The sequence below is a fragment of the Rhodococcus sp. UNC363MFTsu5.1 genome (assembly GCF_000686785.1).
Taxonomy (GTDB): domain Bacteria; phylum Actinomycetota; class Actinomycetes; order Mycobacteriales; family Mycobacteriaceae; genus Rhodococcus_G; species Rhodococcus_G maanshanensis.
In genome coordinates this window covers 64,258-85,047 of the sequence record NZ_JMLO01000028.1, presented here as the reverse complement: position 1 = coordinate 85,047, position 20,790 = coordinate 64,258, and the positions used below count along the sequence as shown (strand labels likewise).

Annotated in this window: 23 protein-coding genes; 10 read left to right on the top strand and 13 right to left on the bottom strand. The window is 69.5% G+C overall.

Annotation, left to right across the window (positions count from 1 at the left end; genetic code table 11):
• The 4 genes from BR31_RS29505 to pyrE all read left to right on the top strand — a co-directional run.
• Positions 1 to 640 (top strand): DUF5666 domain-containing protein (locus BR31_RS29505; RefSeq protein WP_197023674.1); only part of this gene is annotated, 640 nt, incomplete at its 5' end.
• Between the two features lie 82 nt (positions 641 to 722).
• Positions 723 to 1,535 (top strand): type III secretion system chaperone family protein, encoded by an 813-nt coding sequence (locus BR31_RS29500; RefSeq protein ID WP_027502574.1) that lies wholly within the window; start codon positions 723 to 725, stop codon positions 1,533 to 1,535.
• A gap of 148 nt (positions 1,536 to 1,683) precedes the next feature.
• Positions 1,684 to 2,280 (top strand): LemA family protein, encoded by a 597-nt coding sequence (locus tag BR31_RS29495; RefSeq protein WP_197023673.1) that lies wholly within the window; start codon positions 1,684 to 1,686, stop codon positions 2,278 to 2,280.
• Between the two features lie 47 nt (positions 2,281 to 2,327).
• Entirely contained in the window at positions 2,328 to 2,858 is a 531-nt protein-coding gene (pyrE, locus tag BR31_RS0120290) for an orotate phosphoribosyltransferase (protein WP_027502573.1), read from the top strand.
• A gap of 9 nt (positions 2,859 to 2,867) precedes the next feature.
• On the opposite strand, the gene BR31_RS0120285 is transcribed toward pyrE, so the two are convergent.
• The 3 genes from BR31_RS0120285 to BR31_RS0120275 all read right to left on the bottom strand — a co-directional run bounded on the left by BR31_RS0120285 (position 2,868) and on the right by BR31_RS0120275 (position 5,507).
• Entirely contained in the window at positions 2,868 to 3,686 is an 819-nt protein-coding gene (locus BR31_RS0120285; protein WP_027502572.1) for a DUF5602 domain-containing protein, read from the bottom strand.
• A gap of 85 nt (positions 3,687 to 3,771) precedes the next feature.
• Entirely contained in the window at positions 3,772 to 5,025 is a 1,254-nt protein-coding gene (locus tag BR31_RS0120280; RefSeq protein ID WP_027502571.1) for an MFS transporter, read from the bottom strand.
• Between the two features lie 29 nt (positions 5,026 to 5,054).
• Positions 5,055 to 5,507: a MarR family winged helix-turn-helix transcriptional regulator gene (locus BR31_RS0120275; RefSeq protein WP_027502570.1), complete on the bottom strand. Its 453-nt coding sequence runs from the start codon at positions 5,505 to 5,507 to the stop codon at positions 5,055 to 5,057.
• A gap of 122 nt (positions 5,508 to 5,629) precedes the next feature.
• Between BR31_RS0120275 and galT the strand changes: the two genes are divergently transcribed.
• Complete coding sequence (gene galT, locus BR31_RS0120270; protein ID WP_081830604.1) at positions 5,630 to 6,748, top strand: galactose-1-phosphate uridylyltransferase; 1,119 nt, start codon at positions 5,630 to 5,632, stop codon at positions 6,746 to 6,748.
• Positions 6,745 to 7,929 carry a galactokinase gene (galK, locus tag BR31_RS0120265; protein ID WP_027502568.1) on the top strand — a complete coding sequence of 395 codons (1,185 nt, stop codon included), beginning with the start codon at positions 6,745 to 6,747 and terminating at the stop codon, positions 7,927 to 7,929. Before galT ends, galK begins: the two co-directional genes overlap by 4 nt.
• Positions 7,930 to 8,008: 79 nt before the next feature.
• On the opposite strand, the gene BR31_RS0120260 is transcribed toward galK, so the two are convergent.
• The 4 genes from BR31_RS0120260 to BR31_RS0120245 all read right to left on the bottom strand — a co-directional run bounded on the left by BR31_RS0120260 (position 8,009) and on the right by BR31_RS0120245 (position 10,976).
• Positions 8,009 to 8,521: a hypothetical protein gene (locus tag BR31_RS0120260; RefSeq protein WP_027502567.1), complete on the bottom strand. Its 513-nt coding sequence runs from the start codon at positions 8,519 to 8,521 to the stop codon at positions 8,009 to 8,011.
• A gap of 157 nt (positions 8,522 to 8,678) precedes the next feature.
• Positions 8,679 to 9,296: an FHA domain-containing protein gene (locus BR31_RS0120255; protein WP_027502566.1), complete on the bottom strand. Its 618-nt coding sequence runs from the start codon at positions 9,294 to 9,296 to the stop codon at positions 8,679 to 8,681.
• 115 nt (positions 9,297 to 9,411) lie between these two features.
• On the bottom strand, positions 9,412 to 10,011 hold the full coding sequence (locus tag BR31_RS0120250; RefSeq protein WP_027502565.1) for a phosphoribosylanthranilate isomerase: 600 nt from the start codon (positions 10,009 to 10,011) through the stop codon (positions 9,412 to 9,414).
• Positions 10,012 to 10,088: 77 nt separating this feature from the next.
• Positions 10,089 to 10,976, bottom strand: coding sequence for an esterase/lipase family protein (locus BR31_RS0120245; protein ID WP_197023672.1), 888 nt, complete (start codon positions 10,974 to 10,976; stop codon positions 10,089 to 10,091).
• A gap of 254 nt (positions 10,977 to 11,230) precedes the next feature.
• Between BR31_RS0120245 and BR31_RS0120240 the strand changes: the two genes are divergently transcribed.
• Positions 11,231 to 11,935, top strand: coding sequence for a lysoplasmalogenase family protein (locus BR31_RS0120240; RefSeq protein ID WP_027502563.1), 705 nt, complete (start codon positions 11,231 to 11,233; stop codon positions 11,933 to 11,935).
• A gap of 42 nt (positions 11,936 to 11,977) precedes the next feature.
• Here BR31_RS0120240 and BR31_RS0120235 read toward each other — a convergent pair whose 3' ends face one another.
• Positions 11,978 to 12,424, bottom strand: a complete 447-nt coding sequence (locus tag BR31_RS0120235) for a hypothetical protein (RefSeq protein ID WP_027502562.1) — start codon at positions 12,422 to 12,424, stop codon at positions 11,978 to 11,980.
• Positions 12,425 to 12,471: 47 nt separating this feature from the next.
• Here BR31_RS0120235 and BR31_RS0120230 point away from each other — a divergent pair, with 47 nt between their 5' ends.
• Both BR31_RS0120230 and BR31_RS0120225 read left to right on the top strand, forming a co-directional pair.
• Complete coding sequence (locus BR31_RS0120230) at positions 12,472 to 13,260, top strand: SDR family oxidoreductase (RefSeq protein ID WP_027502561.1); 789 nt, start codon at positions 12,472 to 12,474, stop codon at positions 13,258 to 13,260.
• A gap of 100 nt (positions 13,261 to 13,360) precedes the next feature.
• The gene (locus tag BR31_RS0120225; protein WP_231496635.1) at positions 13,361 to 13,957 is read left to right on the top strand and encodes a hypothetical protein; all 597 of its coding nucleotides are present in this window, start codon (positions 13,361 to 13,363) and stop codon (positions 13,955 to 13,957) included.
• 54 nt (positions 13,958 to 14,011) lie between these two features.
• On the opposite strand, the gene BR31_RS0120220 is transcribed toward BR31_RS0120225, so the two are convergent.
• The 3 genes from BR31_RS0120220 to BR31_RS0120210 all read right to left on the bottom strand — a co-directional run bounded on the left by BR31_RS0120220 (position 14,012) and on the right by BR31_RS0120210 (position 17,488).
• Positions 14,012 to 15,382, bottom strand: coding sequence for a flavin monoamine oxidase family protein (locus BR31_RS0120220; protein ID WP_027502559.1), 1,371 nt, complete (start codon positions 15,380 to 15,382; stop codon positions 14,012 to 14,014).
• A gap of 100 nt (positions 15,383 to 15,482) precedes the next feature.
• A complete protein-coding gene (locus BR31_RS0120215) occupies positions 15,483 to 16,505 on the bottom strand; it encodes an agmatine deiminase family protein (RefSeq protein ID WP_027502558.1) in 1,023 nt (340 codons plus the stop codon).
• Positions 16,505 to 17,488, bottom strand: coding sequence for a nitrilase-related carbon-nitrogen hydrolase (locus BR31_RS0120210; protein ID WP_027502557.1), 984 nt, complete (start codon positions 17,486 to 17,488; stop codon positions 16,505 to 16,507). Before BR31_RS0120210 ends, BR31_RS0120215 begins: the two co-directional genes overlap by 1 nt.
• Before the next feature lie 122 nt (positions 17,489 to 17,610).
• Here BR31_RS0120210 and BR31_RS0120205 point away from each other — a divergent pair, with 122 nt between their 5' ends.
• Positions 17,611 to 18,231 carry a TetR/AcrR family transcriptional regulator C-terminal domain-containing protein gene (locus tag BR31_RS0120205; RefSeq protein WP_027502556.1) on the top strand — a complete coding sequence of 207 codons (621 nt, stop codon included), beginning with the start codon at positions 17,611 to 17,613 and terminating at the stop codon, positions 18,229 to 18,231.
• A gap of 21 nt (positions 18,232 to 18,252) precedes the next feature.
• Here BR31_RS0120205 and BR31_RS0120200 read toward each other — a convergent pair whose 3' ends face one another.
• Positions 18,253 to 19,821: an APC family permease gene (locus tag BR31_RS0120200; protein WP_027502555.1), complete on the bottom strand. Its 1,569-nt coding sequence runs from the start codon at positions 19,819 to 19,821 to the stop codon at positions 18,253 to 18,255.
• A 53-nt stretch (positions 19,822 to 19,874) separates the two neighbouring features.
• Positions 19,875 to 20,756, bottom strand: a complete 882-nt coding sequence (locus BR31_RS0120195) for a universal stress protein (RefSeq protein WP_027502554.1) — start codon at positions 20,754 to 20,756, stop codon at positions 19,875 to 19,877.
• Positions 20,757 to 20,790 lie beyond the last annotated feature (34 nt).

The following is a 20,790-nucleotide window of genomic DNA, read 5'->3' as shown; positions in this document are numbered from 1 at the left end:
GTATCCGACGTATCAGGGGTACGACCCGAATCAGCCGCCGAACGCGACGCAGGCGTATCCGACGTATCAGGGGTACGACCCGAATCAGCCGCCGACACCACCGCCCGGTGCGTCGCCCTACCTCGACGGCGACCAGAAGAAGGGGCCCGGCAAGGGCGTGCTGGCGGTCGCACTCGTCGTGGCGGGGCTGCTCCTCGCGGCGGTTGTCGGCCTCGGCGTCATGCTGATCAGCGGCGGCGGCGCTGACTCCCCGAGTAGTGCCTCGGGGCCGGTGACGAGCACCCTGCCCCGGGCCAGCACCCCACCGCCCCGTACCTCCGAACCGCCTGCCACCAGCGCCCCTGACCTCTCGCAGATCCCGGGCGGTGTGGGTGAGGCGATCGGCGCGGCCGGTGCGGCCGTCGGGACGATCACGTCCAACGACGGATCCACGCTGATCCTCGACGGAATCGGTGGCTCCGCGGTCACGGTCGTCACCAACGGGTCCACCAAGATCATCTCGCTCAGCGGCGCGAAGGTCGGCGACCTCAAACCCGGTGACACCGTCGTGGTCCAGGGCGAGAAGGGCGATGACGGGTCCGTCGTCGCCAAGGTGATCGTGAACACCACGCTCCCGGATCTCGGGAACTTCGGGAACTGACGGCGGATAGATGTAGATGATTTCGGTCCCCGTGCGAGCCGAGTGCCGCGCGGGGGCCGTTCAGTCGATATTGTGACTGGCGATGACGCTTATCTGGTTCGGACTCTCAGCGATCGCGCTCGTGGGCGCGATCGTGCTCCTGTCCATCGATCGCAGCAGGCGTGACCAGTTCGGTCGCGTCCGGCAGATCTGGGCGAAGGCGCAGGGCTACACCTACAACGAGTCGGATGAGCACCTGCCGTCGCGTTGGCACCGGGCCGCGCTGGCCAAGCAGGAATATCTCGGGGCCGTCGACGTGGTGCACGGCATCCGTCGCGGCGAGAACTTCGTGCTGTTCGACCTCGAGGAGACGACGACGATCGTCGCGGTCCAGCGCACTGTCGGCTCCGATGTCGACATCGATCTCCGGCTCCGGTCGACGCCGCCGCCGAAGGATGCGGACATGAACCTGCTCGGCTCGATCGGGCCGCGGGTGGTGTTCGCCACCGACCTGGAGATCGCCCGACGGGTCTGCGATCAGCGCATGGTGCATTTCACGGAGTCGGTTCCGCCGCATGTTCAGATGCTGTGGAGCGAGGGGGAGTGGACGCTCGGTTCGCTGCCGGTCACCAGCAACGGCCGTGAGTGGGACGCCGCGATCGATGCGGTGGCCCGGCTCTCCGGCATCCTGCACGTGCTGCCCCCCGTTCTCGACCCGGCACAGGAGGCGCCGCCGACCGCCGCCCCCGCCCCCGCCCCCCGCGAGATGCCGGACTGGGAGCGTTCGCCGTACCCGGCGCCGCGCGTGGACCAATCCGCGCCGCCGAACGTTGTTCCGCTGGCGCGCAGCGTAAATCACGATCCGGGACGCCCGTACCCACATGAGGGTGACGTCGACCAGGACCCGCGCGGCTGAATCAGGCCCGGCGTACGGCCAGTGGGTGGACCCGGTGTGCGAGCGCCCCGGGGTGTGAGTAGATTGCACGCCTGTGACTCTTGTGACGGTTGTGGCGGTCGTTGCTGTTGTTCTTCTTGTGGCGTGGGCGGTGTCCGTGGTTCGACGCTTGCGTCGATTCGAGGGAAACCTCACCGCGAGCCGGGCCCTGCTCGATGTGGAACTCGAACGACGGTGCGATCAGGCGCCTGAGCTGATCGCCGCTGCCCGGGCCGCGGCGATGCCGTCCGAGATCCTGGCCCCGTTGGTCGGCGCTCGATCGCTGGCAGTCGCCCTGCGCCAGCAGGGCATGAGCCTCGGCGAGCAGGCCGGCTCCGAGAACGCGCTGTCGGTCGCGTTGCACCGCCTGATGTTCGAGGTGGAGTGCAACCTGAATGTCAAGCACGACTGGGCGATTCAGCGTCCCGCGCTCGAGCTCAAGGTGACCGAGCAGCGGATCATCGGAGCGGCACGGGTGTACAACGACAGTGCCACCGCGGTGAACCGGCTGGTGCGCTCGGTTCCCGCCGGGGTCGTCGCGCGGCTGGCGGGCGGGCACCAGGTGCCGCTGTTCGAGGCGACGGTTGTCGAGTTGCCGATCGGTGCCGACGAGGCCGAGAGGGCCGCGGCGCCCGCCCTGGCCGAGGTCGCTCCGCAGGCCCCGCTCCATGACGACACCGTCGTCCCGGCGGACCGGGACGCGGGCGTTCCCGGGGCCCTCCTCTAGACGACTACGCTGGGGCGTCGAAACTGGACGCGAAGAGGAGCGGTCGAATGACGGAGAAGGCGGAGCTCGCAGGGCTCGTACGCGAGCTGGCTGTGGTGCACGGGAAGGTGACCCTGTCCTCGGGCAAGGAAGCCGACTACTACGTCGACCTGCGTCGCGCGACGCTGCACCACCGTGCCGCACCGCTGATCGGGAAGCTGCTGCGCGAGCTCGTCGCGGACTGGGACTTCGATTCCGTCGGCGGCCTGACCATGGGCGCGGACCCGGTGGCCATGGCCGTCATGCACGCCGAGGGCCGGCCGATCGACGCCTTCGTGGTGCGCAAGGCGGCCAAGGCGCACGGCATGCAGCGTCAGATCGAGGGTCCCGATGTGGTGGGGAAGCGCGTGTTGGTCGTCGAGGACACCACCACGACCGGCAACTCGCCGCTCACCGCCGTGCGTGCGCTGCGCGAGGCAGGCGCGATCGTCGTCGGCGTGGCGACCGTGGTGGACCGTGCGACCGGGGCCGACGCCGTCATCGCCGAGGAGGGCGTGGAGTACCGATCGCTGCTCGGCCTCGAGGACCTCGGCCTGTAGGCGCTAGCCTCACGACGCCTGGCGTAGCACCATCCCGCCCAACGTGATGACGTACTCGTCTGCGCCGTCGTCGAAGGTGACGGCGACGGTGGTGGGGTAGTAGCCGCTGCGCTGATAGGCCTGCGGCTGCTTGATGGTCCGCACGGTGTTCGGCTTGGTCAGCAGCCACTCGCGGGTCACCATCGGTTCCATGAAGGTGTAGTCGCCGTCCCAGGTCCCGTTGAGGAATGCCTGCGTGAACTGGTAGGGGCCCGGGATCACCCCGTCTGTGACATCGAACCAATGCACCCCCATGGCTGGGGACGCCTGCGGAACCAGCTTCGGCCCCAGCATCGGGATGTAGTCGGGCGGGAGGTATCGCAGGTCAGGTAGCCGCGTGCCCTTGGCCTCGAAATCCGGACCAGCCGGATCGATCTCGGCCACCGCGGCCTCGTCGACCATGTAGAAGTGCGTGTCGAAATGCGGCTTGTCGAACATGCCGCTCGGTCCGTGACCGTGGTCGTTCCAGTCGAGAGTGGTGTGGTCGAAGACCGTCGTCGCCGCCTCCGCGGGCAGGTCGAGCTCGTAGGTCGCCGCGACATCGTGGGTCGCGGGCAGGCCGTACATCGCACCCTCGGACAGCCGCATGCCCACCTCGGTGGGATTGCCCGCGGCGTCGAGGGTGACGAAGCTGTGGGCGGTCCCCTCACCGACCTGCACCGTCGGTCCGTCGAACACCGTCGGGCCGGCGGCGGCCCGGTCGACCGGTGCGCGGGTACCCCCAGCCATCGTCAGCGTCGCACACACGACGATCAGTCCGGCGGACAGGAACTGGCGGCGTGGACGCATCGTGCACCTCGGCTTCCGTGGTGATTCGCGTACCCGTCGATGCTAGTGCCGATGACCCCTGGGTGATGGCCCTTTCCGGTGCCGCTCAGTCGGAACCGGCGGTGATGGCCGCGGCCTCGTCGACGCTGTGCGGGGCCGGGTCGTGGTCGTCGACGTGCGCGAGGACCCTGCGTCCGGTGGACAGCACCACGATGGCGGCGGCCGTGCAGAGCGCACCGACCCAGAACGGCAGGTGGACGTTGCTCTCGCCGAGCTTGCCCGCCACCCACGGCGCGGCGGCGCCGCCGACGAACCGGACGAAGCTGTACGCGGCGGACGCGGTGGAGCGCTCGACCGGCGCGGAGATCATCACGGTCTCGGTGATCAGGGTGTTGTTCACGCCGAGGAACAGGCCGGCAAGGACGACGCACACGATCAGGACCGACTTGTTCTCGGTGAACATCGCCATCACCGCGAGGTCGATCGCGAACAGGGCCAGCGCGAGCATCATCATCGGCAGCGTGCCGAACGCCCGCTGCAAGCGCGGTGCCAGGAACACCGACGCGACCGCGAGCATCAGGCCCCAGCCGAAGAAGATGAAACCGATTGCGTAGGTACCCATGTCGAGCGGGAACGGGGTGTACGCGAGCAGGGTGAAGAAGCCGTAGTTGTACAGCAGCGAGGTGATCGCGACCGTGAGCAGGCCGCGGTGCCGCAGCGCGAGAAATGGGGCGGACAGTGACGTCCGGCCCGACTTCGGTGCGGGCGTGGCCGGCAGCATCACCACGATCAGGATGAAGGCGACCGCCATCAACGCGGCGACGCCGAAGAAGGGGGCGCGCCAGCTGACGCTGCCGAGGACGCCGCCGACCAACGGTCCCACCGCGATACCGATGCCGAGCGCGGCCTCGTACAGGATGATCGCTTTCGCGACGCCGCCGCTGGCAGCGCCGACGATGGTCGCCAGCGCGGTCGCGATGAACAACGCATTGCCCAGGCCCCAGCCTGCGCGGAATCCGACGATCTGTCCGACCGTGCCCGACATCCCGGCCAGGGCGGCGAACACCACGATGATCGCCAGGCCAAGGAGCAACGTCTTCTTCGGGCCGATCCGGCTCGACACCACCCCGGTGATCAGCATGGCGACACCGGTCACGAGCATGTACGAGGTGAACAGCAGCGACACCTGCGAGGGAGTCGCGTCGAGTTGCTCGCCGATCGGCTTGAGGATCGGGTCGACCAGGCCGATGCCCATGAAGGCGATGACGCTCGCGAACGCGACCGCCCAGACCGCCTTCGGTTGGTGCAGGATGCTCTTGTTCTCGGTGCCGGCGCTGGTGGCCGTGTCGGTGACTGCCACGGACTCCTCCTCTGTGTCGCTGGGACTTCTCATCGCTGTGTTGACGCCTTGATGGCGGCCCGAAGGTCGGCCAGGCTCTGCGAAAGTCGTTCGATCTGTTCGGATTCGAGGTCGCCGAGGTGGGCGGCGAGTGCGGTGCCGATCTCGGCGCGGGCCTCGTCGAGCCAGTGGCGCCCGGCCTCGGTCATCTCGACCACCACCGCGCGCGAGTCCGCGGGATCGCGATGCCTGCTGGCCAGGCCGGCATCGGTGATCTGCTTGAGCAGGGCGGTGGCCGTCGGCTGCGAACAGCGATCGATCCGGGCGAACTCGCTGATGCGGAGCGCGCCGTACTCGTCGAGGTGCGACAGTGCCCGCATCCAGGCGCGTGGCCGGTCGTCGGTCGCGATGGAGGAGGCGAGTCGGGTGAATCGGGAGGTGTTGGTCACCAGCTCCGCGAGAACCTCGCGCAGGTGGCGCTCCGCCAGGTGTTCGGATGCCATGGGTTCATATTATTGCATAGGCAAACTATATATGTGAACCCTGTGGTCGAACATGCCGGTGAGGCGCGTGGGGCACAATCTCTTCGGCGGCGAACACGGGTGAAGGGCGGGAACGAGATCCGATGACGATCCGGAGGACGGCGACGGCGCTCGCCGACGGCCGAGAGCTGATCTACTTCGACGACTCCGAGCCGTATGTGAGCGGCGCGGCGACCCGGCAACTGCACGACACCAGGGACCTGTCGCCGATCCGGGTGGAGTCGACGATGCGCTACGACGTGCTCTCCGGGGAGTGGGTGACGATGGCCGCGCATCGGATGGACCGGACCTTCCTGCCGGCGGCCGACGCGTGTCCACTGTGCCCGAGCGGCCCCGGCCGCGCGCCCACGGAGATCCCCGCCGACGACTACGACGTCGCCGTCTTCGAGAACAGATTCCCGTCCCTGGCGACCGGTGCGGTGGCCCCGCCGACCGACAACGTCGACGGCGAGCCCCTGTGGCCGCAGCGGGCCGCAGCCGGCCGTTGCGAGGTCGTGTGCTTCACCAGCGACCACGGCCGCAGCTTCGCGGAGCTGCCCGTGGGCCGGGTGCGCACGGTGCTCGGCGCGCTGGCCGACCGGACCAGGGAGCTGTCGGCGTTGCCCGGCATCGAGCAGGTCTACTGCTTCGAGAACCGGGGCGAGGAGATCGGCGTGACGTTGGCGCACCCGCACGGCCAGATCTACGCGTACCCGATGCTGCCCGCGCACACCGGCGCGCTGCTGCGACAGTCCGAGCGGCACCTGGCGCGGACCGGGCGATCGCTGCTGCGCGACGTACTGGATGCCGAGCGGTGCGCGGGCAGCCGGGTCGTGCTCGAGGGCGAGCACTGGACGGCCTACGTGCCCGCCGCCGCGCGGTGGCCGGTGGAGCTGCACCTCGCGCCGCACCGGGACGTCCCCGATCTGGCCGCATTGGATGCCGCCGAGCTGGACGAGCTGGCGCACGTCTATCTCGACATCCTGGGCCGCCTGGACCGGTTCTTCGAAGGGGTGGAACGGCTTCCGTACATTGCGGGGTGGCATCAGGCACCGGTCGGGGAGCAGCGCCCGCTGGGTAGGCTGCACCTGCAGCTGTTCTCGCTGATGCGGTCCCCACACCGGATGAAGTTCCTCGCGGGTTCCGAGTCCGGCATGGGGGCCTGGGTCAGCGACACCACGCCGGAGCGGATCGCGGCCCGTTTTCGGGAGATCGCGCCGTGAGCGAATGGGTGGAGTCCCTGCCGGATTCGGCGTTGGCCGCCGCGGTCGTCGACCGGTTCCTCGGTCAGTTCGGCACGGACCCGGAGGGCGTGTGGGCCGCGCCGGGGCGGGTCAACCTCGTCGGCGAGCACGTGGACTATGCGCAGGGCCTGTCGCTGCCGATCGCGTTGCCGCACAGCACCGTCGTCGCGGTCGGGCGTCGGCGCGACGGGATGCTGCGGTGCCGATCCGGCCTGGGTTCCTGGACCGGACGGGTCGACGAGATCGCACCGGGTAACCCGCCGGACTGGGCGGCGTACCTCGCGGGTGTGGTGTGGGCAATGCGGCGAGACGGACTGCTGGACAGTGATTTCGGCGGTGTTGACGTGGCGGTCGAGTCCTCGGTGCCGATCGGTGCCGGCCTCTCCAGCTCGGCCGCACTCGAATGCGCACTGGCGCTCGCGCTGGCGGACCTGTCCGGGGCGCCGACCGACGACGCCGGCCGCGCCGCGCTGGCAGGGTGCTGCGTGCGTGCGGAGAACGACATCGCGCTCGCCCCCACCGGCGGGATGGACCAGGCGATCTCGCTGCGCGCCGAGGTCGGTCATGCGCTGCTCGTCGATTCGCGGGACGGCGGCGTCACCCCGGTGCCGTTCGACCTGGCGGGGGAGGGGCTGGCGCTGCTGGTGATCGACACCCGCGCCCCGCACCGGTTGGTCGACGGTCAGTACGCGCAGCGCCGGGCATCGGTGGAGGAGGCGGCCGCCACACTGGGTGCGTCGCTGCGTGAGGTGACCGACGTGTCCGCGCTGACCGATCCGGTGTTGCGGAGCCGCGCCCGGCACGTCGTCTCGGAGATCGGCCGGGTGCGGGAGGCGTTGTCCCTCATGGAATCCGGTCGCCACCGCGAGCTCGGCCCGCTGCTGACGGCGTCGCACGTTTCGCTGCGCGATGACTACGAGGTGTCCTGCCCGGAGCTGGACTGCGCGGTGGACTCGGCACTCGCGGCGGGCGCGCACGGAGCCCGGATGACCGGCGGCGGATTCGGCGGATCGGCCATCGCGCTGATCGATGCCGGTGCGGCGGAGAAGGTGGCGGCGGAGGTGCTGGCCGCCGCGCGGTCCGGCGGGCTCACCGAACCGCGCTTCCTACGGCTGACGGCCTGCGCAGGCCCGGCTCGCCGGGTGCCCCTCACGTGCTGAACGGGGGCTCGGAGGTCGGTTTCGCGTGAAACGTGACCGCCGAACCCCCGCTCGGTAGGTGCTCAGTGACTGCCGCGGATCAGGGGATGATCACGTATGCCGAAATCGGTAGCGACCACTGCGGCCGGAGCTCGTTGAGGTAGGGGCTCACGTAGGCGGCCTGGATGCTCAGTCCGGTCACGCCGGGACCGGGGTTGATCTCGGTCCGGACCGACTCGCCTGCGCGTTCCCCGAAGTTGAGCTCGATGGTCTTGACCTGGTTCGCCCACACGCCGAAGCCCCACGCGATGTCGGTCTTGATGCGGCAGACCGGATTCGCGGCCCACTCCGGGCCGACCCCGTGCATGCCGCGCGAGGTGAGCACCACCGTCGCGAGTCCCGGGCGAGCCGGATCGGTCTCGACGAGGGTGTCGATGACACCGTTGCAGAAGGCATTCTGCCCGAGCACCGGAAGCAGCGGTCCGGTGGGAAACGTGTGCAGGATGGGCGCCGGTGCCGGCGCGGCGGCGGCCGGACCGGCCAGGCCGATCAGGGCGGCCGCGGCGACGGTACCCGCACCGATCGCGCGCACGGCAAAGCGACGAATACTCATGTGAATCCCCCGTTGTGTGATGTGTCGTTCCCCCGGCCGTGACCCGGGCGTCGAAGCGCCACGGGTCGGCCGAGGCCATGCTCTCACAGGCCACGGCCCCGAAACCAACCGCACAGTCTGCGTGCGGCAACGGGCGACCGCGCCACGGGGCGGGTTCTCAGAGGTCCCGGTCGGTGACCACGCCGCTCTGCAGCGCGCGTTTGGCGAGCTGCGCCCGCTTCTGATTCTGTGGCAGATCCTCCACGCCGAACTTCGAGAACAGCGTGCGCAGATGGGTTTTCACCGTCTCGACACTGACGAACAGGCGTTCCGCGATCTGTTGGTTGGAGGAGGGGTTCGCGAACGTGGCCCTGTTCTTGAAGGGCCGGCAGAGTTCGACCACGATCGCCTGCTGGGCCGGTGTCAGCGCGGCGCGAGTCGGCATGGCGTCGGCGGTCCCGGTCAGGTCACCGCTCGGCGGCGTGTAGTGGAAGGTCAGGGTCGAGGATCCGATCCGGATGTTGTCGCCCGCCTGCAGGCGCCTGCGCCCGGTCAGTCGCTCGCCGTTGACGAAGGTGCCGCTGTGGGAGAGCCCGTCGTCGACGATGGTCCAGTGGGTGCCCGTCCACTCGATCGCCGCGTGCCGGAGGGACACGTCGTGGTCCGAGGCGAAGGCGATATCGGCCTGCCGGGACCGTCCCACGGTGAGGCGCGGCGAGTCCTCGACCAGTACGAGTTCGCGTTGGTTCCCGTCGTCGTCGGTGTAGCTCAGACGGGGCCCATCCAGTTGGCTCACGGCCGCCCCAATGCGCGCCTCGGTGGGCATGACGCAAATGCCCCTGCTCGCTCAGTCTAGTTCCGATCGCAGGCCGGTGGCCCGAAGGAGTGGGCGCGCGATCCCGAGCCGCTCGCTATCCGCGTCCGCGCACCGCGGTCACGAAGGCCGCCATCAGTTCCTGGTCCTTGACGCCGCGGCTCGACTCGATGCCGCTGGAGACGTCGACGCCCCAGGCCCCGCTGGCGTCCAGCGCCTGCGCGACGTTGCGGGGGTCGAGCCCGCCGGCGAGGATCCACCGACCGTCCGGCAGCAGGGACCGGTCCTGCCAGTCCCAGGTGACGCCAGCTCCTGCGACGGCACCGTCGACGAGCAGGAGATCCTCGCCGAAGCTCGCCGAGGGGTCGCCCGCGCTGCCGGTGTTCACCGCCCGGACGACGCGGAGCCCGGCCTCGTGGAGGGCCGCGACCTCGTCGGCCGACCGCAGATCGTGCACCTGCACGACATCGATTCCCGAGGTCGTCGCGGCGGAGACGATGTCGGCGATCCCGATTCCGGTGAACACCCCGATCGCGAGGATGCCCTCGGGGACTCGCTGCCGGAGCTGCGCGGCCACCTCTGGGGTCACCTGACGAGGGCTCCGCGCGAAGACGAATCCCACGGCGTCGACGCCGAGCTGCACGGCGCGGTCAACCGTGGCCTCGTCCCGCAGGCCACACATCTTGATGAATGTCATTGAGATCGCCGATCCTCCGTGTGCTGGTCCACTCGAGGATAGGTGCCGGCCGAGGGATCCCGGCCATCGCTCATGCGTCAGCGATAGAGCTGAGCCACGATCCAGCCCGCTGTGTCCGGGCTCGATCGAAGGCTCGAGTGGTCCACGGCGGGGCTGCCGGGGAAGACGTCTTCATAGAAGACGTTGGCGACGCCGGGCTCGGTGATGAAGGAACACGTGCCGGGCGGTGTCGCGACCTGATCGTTCTTCGTCGCCATCACGGCGTAGCTGACGCCGGGTTGGGCGATTGGCCCGTCCATGAGGGTCCGATAGAACGCGGACACCGGCGACAGTTGGAGTGCCGAGGCCATCTCGGGTGACAGCGCTGCCAGCGCCGGTGCCAGGAAGGGCAGAGCCTCCAGCACCTGCACCGGGGTGACCGGCAAGTCCTTGATTCCGTACTGGGCCAGGAAACCGGCGCCGTCGCAGCCGCGGGCCTCTGGCGTGAGCAGCACCATGTCGTGCACGTCCTGTGTGCCGCCGAGCACCTTGACGAAGTAGTTCGCGACGACGGAGCCCGCCGAGTGGGCCACGATGTCGACCCGAGGTGCCCCGGTGGTGTCCTTGACCTTCGCGACGAAGTCCGCCAGCTGGCGGGCCGCGCCGGTCATGTCTCCCGCCCACCGTCGGCCGTCGACGACCCCGCCCTGGAAGACCAGGGTGCAGGCGCCCTGTCGCCGCAGCGCCGAGACGACCACCTCCCACTGGGACGCGGTCTCCGAGGTGGTGCCGTCCGCTCCTGGCAGAACCAGCACGGGACGGGGCCGGGCGCTGCTCGGTCGGCAATCGATCGCGGGCTCGACCACCGTTCCTGCCGGGAGGGCCTGTGCCGCCGAGCCGCTGTCGGGCGCAGCGGTGGCCGGCGTCACCGATATCGCGAGCACCCCAGCGAGAGCGACGCCGAATACTCCCAGCCGCACCGACACCGATCGGGCACCATGCCTGATTCCCATACGCGAAACGCCCCCTGTGAGCCGAGTCGACCGGCGAAATCCGATCGTGATCAAGGCCTTCGCTCACATGGCAACAGACCCCGGGATCGCCGTCAAGACGAACCGCCGGTGCCGGGCGGCCTCGTGCGCTGGACCGATGTCGCCCGGGCGCCGCCGCCCCGCTAGGACCCCGGCCGGTCACCCGATACGCTCGGGCCACACGTCAATCGTCACCGAAAGAGGTAGAGATGCGGCTCGAGCATGCGGTGTTCCTCGGCGCGACCGGAGCCACCGTGCTGGGTGCGGTCATCGGGAACGAACGGCTGCAGCAGGTCGCCAAGCCGCTGATCGCGCCCGCACTCGGGGTCCGGGTTCTGCGCGAGCGCTCCGAGACGGACGCCGCCGACACCGCCCTGCTGGTCGGCGGGCTCGCCGCCGCGACCGTCGGTGACGTCTTCATGATCGACCCCGACAACGATGCCAGGCTGGTGCGCGGCGCCTCGTCGTTCGCCGTCATGCAGGCCGCCTACACCACGCTGTTGCTGCGGCGCGGTGCGCGCCCCACCGCGCAGGCCCTGATCCCTCGGAAGCTGGGCTGGCTCGGAGCGGCCGGGCTGCTGCGGGCCAGGGCACGCACGGTCTCCACCCCGCTCACCGCGTACGGTGCGGCGCTGGCCACGACGTCCACGCTCTCGGCCGACCCGGCGCTGGCCCCCGGCGCCAAGACCACGGCGGGCCTGGCGCTGCCGAACGCGGACCGGCGGAGCTGGCTCGGGCTGGGCGGGCTGCTGTTCACCGGCTCGGACGGCCTGATCGTGGTGCGGCGACTGTTCATCCGCAAGGAGTCGGGCCGTCGGGCCGCCGAGGGCGTGATCCTCGCGAGCTACGCGGCCGCGCAGTTCCTCCTGGTCGAAGGCATGCTCGCGCTCGGCCGGAAGAACCGCACCAGCTAGATACGGGCAGCTGAACCCCGAACCCCTGTACCCCTGAACTGATTAGGGGCAGAGCACGATTCGGTCCCGATTGTGGGGGTCGACCCGGATCGGCACCGTCTTGCCCGGCACGAATTGCTCACGCATCGACGCGGGCACCTCGTAGACCACCCGGCCCGAGTAGGACTCTTCCCCTGGGACGGTGAGCGCGAGCCGCAGCTCGGTGAGTTGACCGTGATCGGCGGTCTCGGCGAGTCGCTGCATGCTCTCGATCTTGGCCCAGCCCTCCAGCCCGCGGCGCTCCAGCTTCCGGTCCGCCCTCGGTGGCCGGTCGGCCCAGATCATCCCCAGCCCGAGCGCCGAGCCGTACGCGGCCAGCAACCCGCCGATCTGGTACGGGACGGTGCCCGGCGGCGTGTGCTGGACGAGCCAGCCCAGCCAGATCGCCAGGACGATCAGGTAGCCGACGGTGATGGTCAGCACCGTGCGGACGATGCGCTCGTGAAACATCGATTCCTCCACCCCCCAGGGTAGGCGCACGGCATACGCTGGCCGACATGGCGAAGCAGACAGTGGTCATCACCGGTGCGGCAGCCGGGATCGGCAGGGCGACCGCGCTGGAGTTCGCGCGGGCCGGATACCTCGTCGGTGCCTTCGACATCGACGAGACCGGCCTCGCGGACCTCGCACGGGAGATCCGTGCGGGTGGCGGGGAGGTCTCCACCGGTCTGCTGGACGTCACCGATGCCGAGCAGTGGGATGCGCGGCTCGCCGAGTTCGCGGAGGTTGCCTCGAATCGCCTCGACATCCTGGTGAACAACGCGGGGGTGCTCTACTCGGGCCGGTTCGAGGAGATCCCGCTCGCGGAGCATCAGCGGATGCTCGACATCAACGTCGGCGGCGTCGTGATCGGCAGCCGGGCCGCCTTCCCCTACCTGCAGGCGACACCCGGTTCGCAGCTGGTCAACCTGTGTTCGGCCTCGGCGATCTACGGTCAGCCCGAGCTCGCCACCTACAGCGCCACCAAGTTCGCCATCCGGGGCCTCACCGAGGCGCTGGAGCTGGAGTGGCGGCGGCACCGCATCCGGGTGCTCGCGGTCTGGCCGCTGTTCGTCAACACCGCGATGACCGGGAACCTGGACATGCGCAGCGCCGACTCGCTCGGCATCAAGCTGACCGCGGCCGACGTCGCGAAGGTCGTCGTCAAGGCGACCAGGCGCTCGCACCGGATGCTGGCGAAGGTGCACTACCCGGTCGGTCGGCAGGCAGGCGCGATGATGGTGGCGTCGCGGTTCTCCCCGACCTGGCTGACCAGGGAGATCAACCGGCGGATCAGCCACACCTAGGGGTCGTCTGCCAGGGACACCGCACCCGATCCCTTGCCCGCGGCGACCTCGGCGCGTCGGCCACTAGAGTTCTTGGCGACCGTCGAGGAAGGGTGTGCGTGTGCGTTCAGGTCGGGTTGTAGCAGCGGTGTTCGGTGTCGCGGTGGTGTTCGGTGCCGCCGCCTGCGGCAGCTCCGAGGCCGGGCAGGCGCCGCCGACCAGTCACGCGGTGCCCACGACCACGGCCGCGGTGCCCACCACCACGCTCGCGCCGACGACCACCACCAGCGCGCCGCCCACGACGACGACCACCACCAGCGCGCCGCCCTCGACGACCGCCGTCGAGTACGCACGCAACGAGGCGGTCTACTTCAGCTCGCCGACGGGCGGCTTCGAGTGCGGCATCATCTCGCTGCCCACCAGGACCGAGGCCGGCTGTCAGGGCTCCACCACCCCGATCCCGCCCAGGCCGGAGAACTGCATGGTGAACTGGGGCAACGGGATCAGGGTGACGGGCAACGGTCCAGGGGAGTTCTTGTGCTCCGGCGGTCCGGTCTACACCTCCGGCGTCTCGGCGGCGGAATCCGTGCTCTCGCTCGGGGACAAGGTGAGCTCGTTCGGATTCACGTGCAAATCCGAGGCGAAGGGCGTGACCTGCGTGAAGGACGACACCGGGCACGGGTTCCGAATCGCGACCGACTCCAACGAGACGTTCTGAGCGCGACGGAGCCGGGGAGGCGTCCCTCCCCGGCTCCGTCGCGTTCGGCCGCGCTCAGTGCTCGGCGTTGCCCAATGCGAGGGCGATGTCCGCGGCCGTCCGCAGCCCCATCCGGATCGCGCCGTCCACGTGCTGGTATCCGGCGCCCGCGATGTCGGAACACGAGAAGTGGATCGGTCCAACGGGGGTGCGCTGGTCGCGCCCGTAGCGGTGGAGGCCACCCAGATCGAAGCTGGCGGCGTAGGCGCCGCGGGTCCACTCCTCCGAGCCCCAATCCGATTCGTAGTACACCACCGGCTCGGCGGCCCGGGGGCCGAGGAAACGCGCGATGGACTCGAGGATCCTGCCCTTGCGTTCGGCCGCCGACAGCTCGAACATCGCATCGGCCTTCTCGTCGGAGACGAACGCGACCAGGGTGCCGCGGGTGTCACCGTAGTTGGTGTTGTCGTACACCTCCTGCACCAATTCTGCGGCGCTGAAACCGGTTCCGGACAAGCCGTCCTCGCGCCAGAACGGGGTGTCGTACACGGCGTGCACCTTGATCACGAGGCCGAGGGACTGGTGCTGGTGCATCTGGTGCTGTCGCCGCGGCAGTGGCGGGTCGAACGACATCCGCGGGTACAGGTTGGGCGGCACCGCCAGCACGACCCGGCGGGCGTCGACCCGGAGGTCCCCGTCCGCGAGGACGGTGACCCCGTCGGTGCCCCATCGGACGGTGCGGACCGGCGAGTTCAGGAAGACGTTGTCGCCCAACGACTCCGCGAGGCCGAGCGAGACCTGCTGCAGGCCGCCGATGACGCGGCGGTCGAGGATGAAGTCCTCGTTGACCAGGTTGCTGAACGAGCCGGCGGACGCCGCCATCAGTACCGCCTGCAGCGCGGAGAACGCGTGCGCCGGCTTGGTCAGCATGCCGCCTGCCACGAACAGGCTGATGTTGTTGCGGGCCTCCTCGTCGTCGCTGTGCGCCGCCAGCCACTGCCGGAAGGAGACGGTGTCGAGCTCGCGGGCGCGGGGGTGTGCCCACGGCTCCTCGGCGCCGATCTCGGCTGTGAGCTCGTCCAGGAGCGCGACGAGCCGGTCCATCTCCGCGCGGGTGTGCTCGCTGACCGGGAAGGAGTCGCCGGAGTACGCGGTGCGGGTGCCGTCGGGTGCGATGTAGACCGAGTCGCCCTCGCGATACCGGTCGAACGTCTTGAGGCCCAGCGTCTCCAGCGTGGCGTACAGCGCCGACTGGTCGGGGGATACCCACTGGCCGCCGATCTCCAGCATCGCGCCGTCGACGGTGTCGGTCCAGGTCCGGCCGCCGACTCGATCGCGGGCCTCGAGCACCGCGACGGACAGCCCGGCCTTCCTCAGCTCGGTGGCGGCGGTCAGGCCGGACGGACCGGCTCCGACGACGACGACATCACGGGTGATTTCGGGCAAGGGAACTCCTTGGTCGAAGGTGGGGTGGGTTCGATTCTGTTTCCCAGGGCACACTTGCGCGGGTGCCGATGCGTCGAATCTCGCATCGGCATCCGCGCCACTATGGCGCGCTGGGCTGGTTCTGGGTGATGCAGTGGATGCCGCCGCCGCGCGCGAAGATCGGTCGGGCGTCGACGCTGACCACCTGCCTGCCGGGATACGCGTCGGCCAGGATGGCCGCGGCCTCCGCGTCGTTCTCGTCGCCGAAGGCGCACGCGACGACGACGCCATTGGCCACGTAGTGGTTGAGGTAGCTGAAGTCGACGAAACCCTCGGCGTCGGTGAGCGTGCGGGGCGCGGGCACCGGGACGATCTGCCAGGGCCTGCCCGCCGCGTCGGTGGTCCGGCCGAGCAGGTCGATGATCTCGCGGCTGACCGCGTGGTCGGGGTGCTCCGGTGCGCGCTGGTCGTGCACCAGTACGACGCCGGGCGCGGTGATGGCCGCAACGATGTCGACGTGCCCGCGGGTGCCGTAGCGCTCGTGGTCGCGGGTGAGCCCGCGCGGCAGCCAGATCACCGTGGTGGCGCCGATGGTGCGGGCGAGTTCCGCCTCCACCTCGGCCTTGGACAGGCCTGGGTTGCGGCCGGGGTCCAGCTGCACGGTCTCGGTGACCAGCACCGTCCCCTCGCCGTCGACCTGGATGCCGCCGCCCTCGTTCACCAGCGGTGAGTCGATCAGCTCCACGCCTGCCCGATCCGCGACGAACGCGCCGATCTTCGAATCCCGGTCCCAGCGGGCCCAGTCCTGACCGCCCCAGCCGTTGAAGACCCAGTCCACCCCGCCGACGCGGCCGTCGTCCGAGACGACGAAGGTCGGACCGATGTCGCGCATCCAGGCGTCGTTCAGCGGTGCCTCGGCGAGCTCGACGGTCCCGCTCAGGTACCGCTTGGCCGCGTCCACCTCGGCCGGGTCGACGACCACCGTGACCGGCTCGAACTCGGCGACCGCATTCGCGACCGCGGCCCACGCCGACCGGGCCTCGTGGTGTTCCTCGGCGGTGTCGCCGAGCGAGTAGCCCTCGCTCGGGTAGGCCATCCAGGTGCGCTCGTGTCGGTCCCGCTCCGCGGGCATCCGCCAACCCATCACGACCTGCCCATGGGGTGCGCGGCCTCGACCGGCGCGGTGAGCCGGCCGTACGTGTCGGGACGCCGGGTGGCGAGGAACGGGAACAGGGTCAGCCAGTCCTGCCGCTGCGCGAGGTCGAGATCGGCCACCAGGACCGCGGACTCGTCCCTCGGGGCCTGTACCAGGATCCGTCCGTACGGGTCGGAGATGAACGAGGAGCCGTAGAAGGTGATCAGGCCCTCGTCGCCGTATCGATTGGGGGCCACCATGAAGGTGCCGTTGGCGATGCCGTTGCCGACGATCACCTGCTGCCACAGCGGCTGGGTGTCGAAGTCGGGGTGATCCGGTTCGGAGCCGATGGCGGTGGGGTAGACGATGATCTCCGCGCCGCCGAGCGAGTACATGCGGGCGACCTCGGGGAACCACTCGTCCCAGCAGGTCGGCATGCCGATGCGGGCGCCGTCGAGTCGGTCGGGGGCGTGCACGGCGTAGGCCTCGTCGGTGGCCGGGCCGCCCCGGAAGTAGGTGTCCTCGTAGTAACCGGCCGTCACCGGGATGTGCAGCTTGCGGGTGCGGGCGACGAGTTCGCCGCTCGGCGCGACGAGGATCGCCGTGTTGAATCCCAGCCCGTCGCCGTAGTGGGTGCCGTTCTCCTCGCTGCGCCGCTCGTAGAGCGAGGCGTGCACCAGCACGCCGTGTTCGGCGGCGGCCTTCGCGGCAAAGGTGAAGGTCGGCCCGGTGAGCAGGTCCTCGGCGTGATCGCCTGGGCTGTCGCCGCCGGGGGTGAAGGCCGGATAGCGGCTCAGCGTCAGCTCGGGCAGGAACACCACCCGCGCGCCGTGGCGGGCGGCCTCGGCGATGCCGCCGCGCAGTTCGGTGCGCAGCGCGTCCTCGTCCTCGTTCCAGCGGTGCTGGACGAGGGCCACGCGCAACGGCGGGCGGGAGGGCTCCTGCACGCGGGCGGGGGAGTTGGGGGGTGTGAGTGCGGTGATGGTCAACATCGGTGTCCTGGGGTGTGATCCGGGGATAAAACGAATGTGATTCGTTAAGTATGGTGATTTCCTGCCCCGTTGACAAGGGGGAAGAGTGTGATCGGCCAGATGTGGCCGGAGGAGGAGGACGGATGCCGCGCCCGCCGCAGCGCCTGCTATCGGCGCAGATCATCGTCGATGCGGCGCTGAAGATGGTCGACACCGCAGGCGATTTCACGATGCCGGGGCTTGCCGAGCGCCTGAACGTACGGCCCTCGTCGCTGTACAACCACGTCTCGGGCCGCGCCGAGATCATCGAGTTGATGCGGGCAAGGGCGATGGCATCGATCCGCCTCGACGAGCACGACGCGGCCGCTGACCGCTGGATCGACACCGTGGCGTCGCTGGCCCGGGAGTACCGGCTCAGCTACTCGAAGCACCCGCGGCTGATCCCACTGCTGACCGCGCACACGGTGCAGACAGACATCGCCTTCGAGATGTACAACGCGCTGGCGACGGCCTTCACCGCGGGCGGGTTCTCCCCGGCCGAGGTGCTGCACGCCATCACCGTGCTCGACAGTTTCGTGCTCGGGTCGGCGCTGGATCTTGCTGCACCCCAAGAAGTGTGGGCGAACACGCCGCGAGCGAACGAGCCGATGCGAGCCGCGCTGGCCGCGGCGGGTACCGCGCCGAATCGTGCCGACGACGCCTTCGATTTCGGCCTGCGCGTGCTCATCGCCGGACTGCGAGCCGAGGCGTCGTCGGCGCCGTGACGAGACCACGCGCGGGCCGGATCAGCTGACCTTCGCCGTCGCCGGGAGTTCGGCAGGAAGGTCGTCGGTGAGAGCGGGTGTGGAACGGGTCAGCGTCTCGCCCCGGAAGAACGCGGGATTGCGCGCGCGCATCACGAGCATCAGGATCGCTCCGAGCACCAGGAGCCCGAAGCCCAGGTAGAACACCAGTCCGATGCCGCCGATCGCCGTGCCGCTGCCGTTGTCCGGGTTCATGCTCTCCCCGACGGAGATCACGAACACGACCAGCAGCATGATGCCGCCGAGCAGCGGGAAGAGGAACTTGAAGGCGATATTGCGGGCGCTGCTGAACAGTTCGTGGCGGAAGTACCAGACGCAGGCGAACGCGGTGATGCCGTAGTACCAGCAGATCATGATGCCGAGCGCCGCGATGGTGTCGAGCAGCGTGCGCTCGGAGAGGAACGTCGTGATCGTGTAGAACGCGGCGGTCACCGCGCCTGCCACGACGGCGGCGAACGAGGGCACCATGAAGCGGGGGTGGATCTCGGCGAGCTTCTTCGGGAAGGCGCCGTATGCGCCCATCGCGAGCATGGTGCGCGCCGCGGGCAGGAACGTGGTCTGCAGGCTGGCGGCCGACGAGGCCAGCACGGCGAGGAACAGCACAAGACCGCCCCATGGTCCGAGCACCGACTCGCCGAGTGCACCGAAGACGTTCTCCGCGTTGTCCGGGTTGCCGAGACCGACGCCGGTGTCGCCGACTCCCGCGTACATCATCGACGCGACCGCCACGAGCAGATAGGTCACCAGGACGGACAGCACGCACAGCAGGCCTGCGCGGCCGGGGGTCCGTTTGGGGTCCTTGCTCTCCTCGCCGAGGGTCAGGCAGGTGTCCCAGCCCCAGAAGGCGAAGATCGACCCGGTGAGGCCGACCGCGAACGCGGCGATGGTGACGCCGGTGAACGGGTTGAACCAGTCCAGGCTGAAGTTCAGGTGTGCGGGTGCGTCGCCCGCGGCGACGTGCCACAGGGCGACACCAGCGAACGCCAGCAGCACGGTCATCTGGAATCCGACCAGCACGAACTGGACGCGCTCGCTGGTCGTGATGCCGCGGCTCGACACCCAGGTGGCGATCGCCAGGAACACCAGCGTCGTCCCGACGTTCACGAACTTGTTGTCCGAGAGGTCGGCGATCTGCGGTGCATCGAACAGTCGCGCGATGAACAGGTAGAAGAACTGCACCGCGATCGCGGCCAGGTTCGACAACACGATGATCGTCGCGATGACCATGCCCCAGCCGCACATCCACCCGACGTAGGGGCCGAAGGCCTTCGTCGACCAGGTGAACGACGCGCCGCAGTCCGGTGATTCGGAGTTCAGCTCTCGGTAGGCATAGGCGGTCAGGAACATCGGGATGAAGCCGGCGATGAAGATCGCGGGCATCTTCAGCCCCACCGCCGCGACGATCAGCCCGATGCTCGCCGTGAGCGTGTATCCGGGTGCCACCGAGGAGATCCCGAGGATCGCCCCAGAGAGCGTGCCGACCTTGTTGGAGGCCAGTCCCTTGGCCACGAGGCCATCGGTCGGCGGCGTGGCCGTGAGTTGTCTATCCATGGTCCAGCTCCCTGGGTCAGTGTCCTTCGCCTTGTCGGGCGGGCACATTTGGGTCAGTCATCGAGATGGCGGTCCGAATTGGGGACGACCACCATGGGAACCGGGATCACACGCAGCATCTTCGCTGCGGTCGACCCGAGGAAAAGTCGTTGGTGTTGCGCGAGTCGGCTGGATCCCACCAGGATGAGATCGCCCTCGTGCCAGTCGAGGGTGCTCACAGCGGATTCGACGGAGTCGCCGTCGGCCACGAGGGCTGTCGTGGCAACGCCATGATCGAGCCGAGACCTGGCTTCCTCCAGCATGTTCCTGGCATGGGTGAGCGCGCGCTCGCGGACCTCGCCCGGCTCGCCGCGCAGATCGTGATGAGGTTCGATCGACACCAGCGACACCAGCCGCAGCGGGGTCTGCATGCGCCCGCAGCTGCGGACCGCGGTGCGCAGCAAGACATCTGCGCCCGCGCGTGTACCGACCGCGCAGGTCACCTCGCGCACGCGCCGGGTGTGGTGGTAGCGGGTTCCGCGCGGCGCCAGGGCCACCGGCACGGGGGAGCTGTGCAGCAACTCGCTGGTCACCGTGCCGATGGCGTGCCTGCCCAGCAGGCCGTCGCGGGCAGCGCCGACCACGATGGCCTGTGCGTGCAGCCGCTCCGCCTCGTCGAGCAGGCCCTGGGAGAAGGACTCGTGGAAGCTCAGATGAGCGGTCGCGCTCACGTCCTCGGGAACGGACCCGAGCGCGTCGGCCAACCATTGGTGGGCCTGCTCGACCAGCGCGTCGTCGTAGCCGGGATCGTCGGGCAGCCGGATCGGCAGCGTCCGGTCGGGGGGAATCACCATGCAGATGCTCAGGCTCGCGTTCAGGCTGCGGGCGAGCCGAATGCCAAGCGCGAGACCATCATCCCCGCTCGGGGTGGCCAGATAGCCGACGACCAAATGCATGGTGATCCTCCGAGTTCTCTACAGCGGTGACGTG